Consider the following 6,453-nt stretch of genomic DNA (forward strand, 5'->3'; position numbering starts at 1 on the left):
ACCAGAAGCGCGGGCCGTGGTTCGCCTCCAGCAGGTGGGCGCATTCATGGGCGACCACGTAGTCGGCGACCTCAAAGGGCGCCAGCGCCAGACGCCAGGAGTAGCGGATCACGCCGGCCGCGCCGCTGCGACCCATTCGGCAGGACCCCCAGCGCGCCCTGGGATCGCCCAGCCCGATCTTTGGCATGGCCACGCCCAGACGCGCGGCATGATGGGCGGTGCGCTCGGCCAGCACCCGGCGGGCCCGCGCCTTGATGACCAGGATGACGGCCCGGGCGAAGCCTTCCCCATCGCCCATGGCGCGGATCACGGGCGTTGAGCCGTCGGCAGGCTCGACCCAGCGGGCGCGGCCATCGGCCGCCTCAAGCCGGACCAGCCGGCCGAACACTTCGATTCGATCGCCCGGCGCCAGGCCCTGGCGCGGCGGCAGTTCGGCCACCCGCGAGGCGATCCAGGCGGCCCTGGCGTTGGCGAACGCCGCCGCCTCCGCCAGTCGCCTCAGTGAGGGCGCGGTGGCCACGACCTCGCCCCGCGTCGGGTCCAGCCTCAGCGAAACTCGCCGCGCCCGGGCGTTGACCTTGAGCCGCACCGGCGCCCCGGCCACCGTCAACCGGTCGCCGTCGGCATGCTGAGCGCGTCCGAACAGACTCATGCCGCCAAGGCTACGCCGCGCCGCGTTCCGGCTGAAGAGCGGCCGTCAGGGGGCAGTGCGCAGGCGGGTGACATTGGATTTCCGCGCCGGCTTTCGGGCGTGGACCCCGTCCTCCATCCGTCGGATGAAGCCCCGGACGCGGGGATAGATCTCGTCGCGGAAGCGGCGACCGTTGAAGACGCCATAGTGGCCCACGTGGGGCTGGATGTAGTCTTCCTTCATTTCAATGGGTAGCGAGAGGCACAGGCGGTGCGCCGCCTGGGTCTGGCCGATGCCGGAGATGTCGTCGTTCTCGCCCTCCACCGTCATCAGGCCGATGTCGGTGATCCGCTCGGGCCGCACGCGGCGGCCGTCATGCATCAGTTCGCCCTTCGGCAAGAGGTAGCGCTGAAAGACCACATCGATGGTCTGAAGGTAGAACTCCTCGGTCAGGTCGAGCACCGAAAGGTACTCGTCGTAGAATTCCAGGTGCTTGTCGGCGCTGTCGCCATCGCCGTCCATCAGGTGGGACAGGTAATTGCGGTGCGCCTCCTGGTGCTTCTCCAGGTTCATCGACATGAAGCTCGCGAGCTGCACGAAGCCCGGGTAGACGCGCCGGCCGAACCCCAGATAGGGCGGCGGCACGTTCTTGATCATGTTGGATTCGAACCAGGCGAAGGGCCTGTCCTCGGCCAGCTTGTTGGTCACGGTCGGTGACAGACGCGCATCGATTGGCGAGCCCATGAAAGTCATGGAGGCGGGGCGGCATTCCTCGCCGTCTTCCGCCATAAGCGACGCCGCGGCCAGAACCGGCGGGCCGGGCTGGCAGACGGCCACCACATGCGGGCGGGGCCCTAGGTGCCGCAGCGCCTCGCGGATGTGGTCGATGTAGTCGTGGAAGTCGAAGCGGCCCTCGAGCATCGGCACGTCCCGGGCGTTGGTCCATTCGGTGATGAACACCTCATGGTCCTGCAGGAAGGCTTCGACCGTGCCGCGCAGGAGCGTGGCGTAGTGGCCCGAAAGCGGCGCCACGATCAGCACCGCCGGTTCCAGCGCCGTCTTCCCCGCCCGGCGGAGATCGGCCATGTCGCGCGAGAAGTGGGTCAGCTTGCACCAGGCGGTCGACCACTCGGTCTGTGCCCGGACGCGCACCGCCTTGCCGTTGATCTCGACGCTGTCGAGCTTCCAGTCGGGCTTGCCGTATCGACGGGTGAGATTGGCGAACAGGTCCGAGCCGGCATAGAGCCGCCGCGCCATCTCTGTTTCGGCCGCGGGATTGAGCGGCGAACTCCAGAATTCCCGCGCCGCCAGCGCCGCGAGCCGCATCGGCGTGGCCGCGTAATACCCCGCCTCATAGAGCGAATAGAGCATCGGATCCCCGTCTTGTGCGCCGCAGCATACCCTGCCGGACGTTAACGAGCTCCGCAAGCGGCGCAGCGAATGGGTGACGCCCGCCGCGGCGCTGAGGCCGAGCTTGGGAGTGGCTGTCGACCCTCGCCTCCCGCCGCGCCTCCGCGGCCCCGGTTCGCGGTCGGAAATGTCGCAAATGCTGGACGCAAGACCGTGTTTTTCCGGGGCTTTCTTCAACGAAATCAGTGCGGCCCAGTCCGCAGGTGGGACATTCTGAGAGGCCGGAGAGCCGGGCCTATGGAGACCACGGATTTCCGGCTGGGCGCCTCCCGTGTCCTTGGCGCAGGAGGGAGGTGGCAAGGGCCCGCGGCGCGTATCCGAGATTGCGCGAAGACTGGACTCAAGTCGCAGTTCTCGCCGGCGTTTTCTCAATGAAATCATCCAAGTTCGGAGAATGGGCGCGCTATCTCCGGCCTGGCCGCCAGGGCGGTGCGGAGCGGACGGCCGTGGGTCCCGACCCTAGCATTGGAGCGCCGATTGAGAAAGAACAAAAAAAGAACTAATGGCGCGCGACTTCGGATCGATGCGGCTGACGATCGGGGCATTGGGGCAGATGGACCGTTGAGGCGCGAACGCCGAACGGGGCAGGGTGACCTAGGCTGATTTCTGAGACTGGATATCCCATTCACAAAGTCCCCGCCGCTTTGCGGGGGCCTTGATCTGTCGCTCGTGGGGTTCGCGCTTACGAGCCGGCTCTCATCCTCTTTTCGCGCCTGCGGCGCTCGAGGGAGAGGTTTGGGAAGAATGGCGCGCCCGGAACGATTCGAACGTCCGACCCTCAGATTCGTAGTCTGATGCTCTATCCAGCTGAGCTACGGGCGCGCACCGCCTTGCGGCGAGGGCGCGGAACCTAGTCGCGGGCGGGGTTTGGTGCAACCCCCCTCGGCGGGCTTGCGCGGTTCGCAAGCCCTACCCTCATCCGACCCGCTGCGCGGGCCGCCTTCTCCCGCTTGGAGAAGACGAGGCGTGGCCTCACCTCGGGAAGGGAATGCCGCCGAGGATGCCGCCACGGAGGATATCCGCCGCGCTGGGGGCGCGGGGCGGGCGGGCGGGCTGGCCGGGCTGTTGCTGCTGCGGGGGCTGGGCCTGGCCGCGGCGGCCTTCGCGCCCGCCGCCTCCCATCATGGCCGCCATGTCCTGGCCGAGCAGGCCGCCGGTGGAGGCGCGATAGCGCACCTTGACCGCCCACTGCTGGTTCCAGGTGATGCGGGGATCGGCCGGGCGGGGCGGATAGATGAAGTTGGCCTCGCCGCCATAGGCGTTGAGGCTGACCATGCCGGTGGGCATGGCGTCGATCACCTCCTTGGGCACGGCGCAGGTCTTGGTGGCGGGCCCCATGAGCGCCTTGGAGTTCACCAGCCGGGTGATGTCGCCGGGCGTCATGTAGTCAGGCGCCACGAAGGCCGCGGCCGGGGCGTCGGACGAGGTCCACATGACCATGGTCTCATCCTCGCCGCCGCCGATGGCGCTGGCGAAATAGGCCTGGGCGTTGCCGACCAGGTTCCAGCCGAGGTTCACGTGGCCGGCGGGCGCCTTGGCGTTGGTGGTGATGTTGAGGGCGCCCAGGAAGTCCTGATCTTCCTCCAGGGTGAAGTCGATCTGCGGGCTGTAGTTGCCACGGATAGTGTGGGCGCCGACCAGCGAGCCGCTGGAGGGCACGGTGGCGCGGCTGCGGGTGTTGGGCCACTCTCCATAGGTGCGGTTTCGCGACGGCGAGGGCGGGTTCATGTTGCGCACATCCAGGCCGCGCAACGCGGAAAGACCGGCGGGCATGCGCCCCTCGGCCATCTCGGCGAAGTCGATCACCACCGGCTGCCCGGGCCGGGCGCGCTCGCCGCAGCCCCAGAAGATCAGGAGCTTTCCGCGCGGCTTTTCGAAGTCCGGCGGGATCTGGTTGGGTTCCCGAGGCTCCGGCGGCACGCGCTCGGGCGTCCACAATGGCAGTGAAGCGCCGGCGCCGAGGGCGGCCGGCGGCAGGTGTTCGGCCTGGGGCCCAGGGTTGGTCTGGCTGGAGCCGAGCTGCAGCATCAGCGACTTCACCGGTCCGCCGCCGCCCATCATCCCACGCATCATGGCGCCGATGTCGGGGCCGCCGCCGCCACCGCCCATCGAGGGCATGCCGAAGCCGGTCTGAGTCTGGGCGCTCATCCAGTAGACGGCGATGGGCGGGGTGACTTTCTGAACCGGCGTCGCCGCGGGCGCGGCCGGTCGGGGGCGGGTCTGGCTCTGGCCGACGGTGACGATCGAGAGCGCCGCCATGCCGGAGACTCCAGCGACGAGCATGAGCCGGTGATAGGACTTCATGAAACCCTCCTGAGACCGCACTGAGGGCTAAGGCTAGCAGGGCCTTCAGGCGCCCGGAAGGTCCCGCCAGCAGGGAACCTCTGTTCCCGGCCACGGCGTGGCGGCGAAGACGGCGCGGGCGACGGCCCGGGCCAGCACGTCAGCGGCCAGGGCGCCCAGGCGGGCCAGGGTGAAGTTATCGGGCTCGACAAGAGGGCGGGCGCCGGTTGAGAGCGCGAACACAACGTCGCCGTCGAAGGGCGCGTGGATCGGACGGATGGCGCGGGCCAGGCCGTCCTGGGCCATCACCGCCAGACGTTTGGCCTGGGCCGGGTTGAGGACGGCGTCGGTGGCGACACAGGCGATCGTGGTGTTGCGGGTCTCTACGGCGCGCTTGGCGAGGCCCCAGACCTCGGGCGGACCCGCAAGGCCCGCGGCGCCCAGGCCGCCGAACTCGCCTTCGATCTCGTAGGGCGCGGCCCAGAACGTGCGCCCTCCTGGCGCGATGACCGAGCCCCAGGAATTGACCGCCACATGGGCCCCGACCCAGAAGCCATCGGAGGTGACCGCCGATGCCGAGCCGTCGCCGCCCTTGAGCGATCCGGCCATGGCGCCGTAGCCGGCGCCGGCGGTTCCAAGGCGGACGTCGAGCCCCGCAGCCTCGATCGCCGACCGACCGAGCGCGCGATAGGGCGGGCTCTCCCCCCAGGCCTTTTCGCCGCCATTGGCCACATCGAACAGGATGGCGGCCGGAACCACCGGCGAGCGGGGAATGCCATCGACCAGGCCGTAGCCGCGTCCGCGTGCACCGAGCCACGCCACCACGCCGTCGGCGGCGGCCAGGCCATAGACCGACCCGCCGGACAGGACGACGGCGTCGACCGCATCAACCAGGTTTTCCGGCGCCAGGGCGTCTGTCTCGCGCGTGCCGGGCGCACCACCGCGCACATCGACGGCGCAGACCGCGCGGTTGTCAGGAAGGATGACGGTGACGCCCGAGCGGGCGGCCTCGTCTTCGGCCTGACCGATTTTCAGGCCGGGCACGTCGGTGATGGCGTTGCGAGGACCGGGGCGGGCCGTGGAGGCTTGCATGGTCGCCCCCGTCGCACGATCAGGCGTTTGTTGTCCACGCGCGCGCTGCGCCGCTATGGTGACTGTTCACTGATCCGCCGGAGTTCCCTCGCTCGTGCCCGTCAAACTGACCCTGAAGACCTCGCTCGCCGCCTTCGGGCTCAGCCTCGGGCTGGCGGCCTGCGCGACCGCGCCATCGGCGGCGCCGACGACGGCCGCGACGCCCGCCTCCACCGGCATGGTCGCCGCGGCCAATCCGCTTGCAGTGGAGGCGGGGCTCAAGGTGCTACGCGCCGGCGGCAACGCTGTGGACGCCGCGGTAGCGGTGCAGGCGGCGCTGGGGCTGGTGGAACCGCAGAGCTCCGGCCTGGGCGGCGGGGCGTTCCTGACCTTCTACGACGCGCGCACCAAGGCGGTGACGGCCTATAACGGCCGCGAGACTGCGCCCAAGGCGGCGACCGACAAGCTGTTCTATGATGACGCGGGCAAGCCGCTGGACCGCACCACCGCGGTTCTGTCGGGCCGCTCGACCGGTGTTCCGGGGGCGGTGGCGATGCTGAAATTGGCCCACGACCAGCACGGGAAGCTGGCCTGGAAGGACCTGTTCGGCGAGGCGGAACGGATGGCTGACGAGGGCTTCCCCGCGCCCCGGCGGATGGCGATGGCTGCGGCCAGCCGCTCGCCCCAGGCCGCGACGCCTGACGCCATCGCCTATTTCACCAAGGCCGATGGAACCAAGATCCAGCCCGGCGACATCGTCCGCAATCCGGCCTATGCGGCGACGGTGCGCAAGATCGCCGCCGAGGGGCCGCGCGCGATCCTGGAAGGGCCGATCGCCGAGGCGATCGTCGCCAAGCTGAAGGAAGGCGCGCATCCGGGCGCTATGACGCTGGCCGACATGAAGGCCTATCGCGCAAAGGCCTCGCCCGCGCTGTGCCGGCCCTATCGGATCTATGTGATCTGCGTGCCGCCGGCGCCTTCGGGCGGGCCGGCGGTGCTGCAGGGGCTGGGACTGCTGGAGCGCACGGCGGTGGCCCAGAACGTCAACAATGTAGAGG

At 69.5% G+C, this 6,453-nt stretch carries 5 protein-coding genes and 1 tRNA gene; 1 reads left to right on the forward strand and 5 read right to left on the reverse strand.

Going from position 1 to position 6,453, the window contains the following annotated elements; all coding sequences use genetic code 11:
- The 5 genes from ACIQ3R_RS13605 to ACIQ3R_RS13625 all read right to left on the reverse strand — a co-directional run.
- Window positions 1–652 (reverse strand): M48 family metallopeptidase (locus tag ACIQ3R_RS13605; RefSeq protein ID WP_397419383.1); only part of this gene is annotated, 652 nt, incomplete at its 3' end.
- A gap of 45 nt (window positions 653–697) precedes the next feature.
- A complete protein-coding gene (locus ACIQ3R_RS13610) occupies window positions 698–2,002 on the reverse strand; it encodes a polyhydroxyalkanoate depolymerase (protein ID WP_397419385.1) in 1,305 nt (434 codons plus the stop codon).
- A 784-nt stretch (window positions 2,003–2,786) separates the two neighbouring features.
- Window positions 2,787–2,863: transfer RNA gene (locus ACIQ3R_RS13615), tRNA-Arg, on the reverse strand.
- A 150-nt stretch (window positions 2,864–3,013) separates the two neighbouring features.
- A complete protein-coding gene (locus tag ACIQ3R_RS13620; protein ID WP_397419387.1) occupies window positions 3,014–4,345 on the reverse strand; it encodes a hypothetical protein in 1,332 nt (443 codons plus the stop codon).
- Between the two features lie 45 nt (window positions 4,346–4,390).
- On the reverse strand, window positions 4,391–5,416 hold the full coding sequence (locus tag ACIQ3R_RS13625) for a P1 family peptidase (protein WP_397419389.1): 1,026 nt from the start codon (window positions 5,414–5,416) through the stop codon (window positions 4,391–4,393).
- Window positions 5,417–5,510: 94 nt separating this feature from the next.
- Between ACIQ3R_RS13625 and ACIQ3R_RS13630 the strand changes: the two genes are divergently transcribed.
- Window positions 5,511–6,453, forward strand: a 943-nt coding sequence (locus ACIQ3R_RS13630) for a gamma-glutamyltransferase (protein ID WP_397419391.1), incomplete at its 3' end; no start/stop codon positions are given.

This window comes from Phenylobacterium sp. (assembly GCF_044371015.1).
Taxonomy (GTDB): Bacteria; Pseudomonadota; Alphaproteobacteria; order Caulobacterales; family Caulobacteraceae; genus Phenylobacterium.

Coding starts and splice junctions, on each gene's coding strand:
- ACIQ3R_RS13625 (WP_397419389.1), bottom strand. CDS start 5,416: ATGCAAGCCTCCACGGCCCGCCCCGGTCCTCGCAACGCCATCACCGAC.
- ACIQ3R_RS13610 (WP_397419385.1), bottom strand. CDS start 2,002: ATGCTCTATTCGCTCTATGAGGCGGGGTATTACGCGGCCACGCCGATG.
- ACIQ3R_RS13620 (WP_397419387.1), bottom strand. CDS start 4,345: ATGAAGTCCTATCACCGGCTCATGCTCGTCGCTGGAGTCTCCGGCATG.